Raw genomic sequence first — 1,796 nt, 5'->3', positions numbered from 1 at the left:
GCGGTGCCGGCGCAGGGCGATTTGCTCGAGCATTGCATCAAGGATCAGTCGGTTCTGGTCACCGGAGCGGGTGGCTCTATCGGTTCYGAGCTTTGTCGCCAGATYCTSGCGTTGAAGCCGACCACGCTGCTGTTGTTCGAACACAGTGAGTTCAATCTTTACAGCATTCTGTCGGAACTTGAGCAGCGTATTGCCCGCGAGTCGCTATCGGTTCGTCTGTTGCCGATCCTCGGTTCGGTGCGCAACCAGGACAAACTGCTGGATGTGATGAAAACCTGGCATGTGGATACGGTGTATCACGCGGCGGCTTACAAGCACGTGCCGATGGTCGAGCACAATATTGCCGAAGGTGTACTGAACAATGTGATCGGTACGCTGAATACCGCGCAGGCGGCCCTGCAGGCCGGTGTGGCGAACTTCGTGCTGATTTCGACCGACAAGGCTGTACGCCCCACGAATGTCATGGGGAGTACCAAACGCCTTGCCGAAATGACGCTCCAGGCGCTCAGTCGCGAGCTGGCGCCGGTGATGTTTGGTGACAAGACCAACGTGTCCCGGGTCAATAAAACCCGGTTCACCATGGTGCGATTCGGCAATGTGCTCGGGTCTTCCGGTTCGGTGATTCCGCTGTTCCATAAGCAGATCAAGTCAGGCGGCCCGCTGACGGTCACACATCCGAAAATCACCCGTTACTTCATGACCATCCCCGAAGCCGCGCAACTGGTCATTCAGGCCGGTTCGATGGGGCAGGGCGGTGATGTGTTTGTGCTGGACATGGGCGAGCCGGTGAAGATTGTCGAGTTGGCGGAGAAGATGATTCACTTGTCGGGGTTGAGTGTCCGTTCGGACAAAAATCCTCAGGGCGACATTGCCATCGAATTTACCGGGCTACGTCCAGGCGAGAAGCTCTACGAAGAGTTGTTGATCGGTGACAACGTGGCGGCTACTCAACACCCGATGATCATGACGGCCAATGAAGATCTGCTGSCTTGGGAAGTGCTCAAGGGCAAGTTGACGGAGTTGCTGTCTGCGATTGAGCGGGATGATTATTCGCGGGTCCGCCAACTGCTGCGCGACACCGTCAGTGGCTATGCCCCGGACGGCGAGATCGTCGACTGGATCTACCAGCAACGCCGCCTCGAGCCCTGATTGTTACACACCCTGTAACCGATACATTTTTGACAGGCTCACAGCATGACCTAGGTTTGGGAGGCAGCTTCGGAAAAGCTGCTTCTTTCCTATCGATGTCATGGAGCGTCACTTATGCGTACAGGCTATTTCTACTCTCTGGTTTTTGCCCTGCTGACCAGCGCCTCTATTGCCGCTATCGCTGCACCAGCGACAAACACGGAAGCTGTAAGCGCGCCATTGGCAGTACAGGTCGCACCGTCCGGGGAGGCTGCAAAAGTCGATCTCAATACGGCGGATGCAACGACACTGCAGCGGGAACTCGCTGGAGTAGGTGAGGCCAAGGCCAAGGCGATTGTTGCATATCGTGAGAGTAATGGACCGTTTGCATCGGTGGATGAGTTGTTGGAGGTCAAGGGCATCGGCAAGGCGATTCTGGACAAGAATCGCGACAAGCTTGAGGTGAACTGATTCGTAGATGCTAGTGCCAGAGGCCGGTCATTGACCGGCCTTTTTCATTGGGTGCGCCAGGCATGGCGCGTTGCGCGCAAGCGCAACCAGTTTGGCTGTGGTGGCCACGCTGGTGACTTGGAGGTGAAAGTCCTCTACACACCCGGCAAGGGGAAGTGTTAGCCAGAGGCAAGGGTGTTGCGGGCGACTGCGAATCT

Annotated in this window: 2 protein-coding genes; both read left to right on the top strand. The window is 56.6% G+C overall.

What is annotated here, in order from left to right:
* On the top strand, positions 1–1,149 hold a 1,149-nt coding region (locus AC1DH9_RS28430; protein WP_477809261.1), incomplete at its 5' end, for a UDP-N-acetylglucosamine 4,6-dehydratase family protein.
* A 114-nt stretch (positions 1,150–1,263) separates the two neighbouring features.
* On the top strand, positions 1,264–1,599 hold the full coding sequence (locus AC1DH9_RS28425) for a ComEA family DNA-binding protein (protein WP_216742670.1): 336 nt from the start codon (positions 1,264–1,266) through the stop codon (positions 1,597–1,599).
* The last annotated feature ends 197 nt before the right edge of the window (positions 1,600–1,796 follow it).

Source organism: Pseudomonas sp. 05T35 (assembly GCF_056396605.1).
This window is presented reverse-complemented; position numbering and strand designations above follow the sequence as displayed.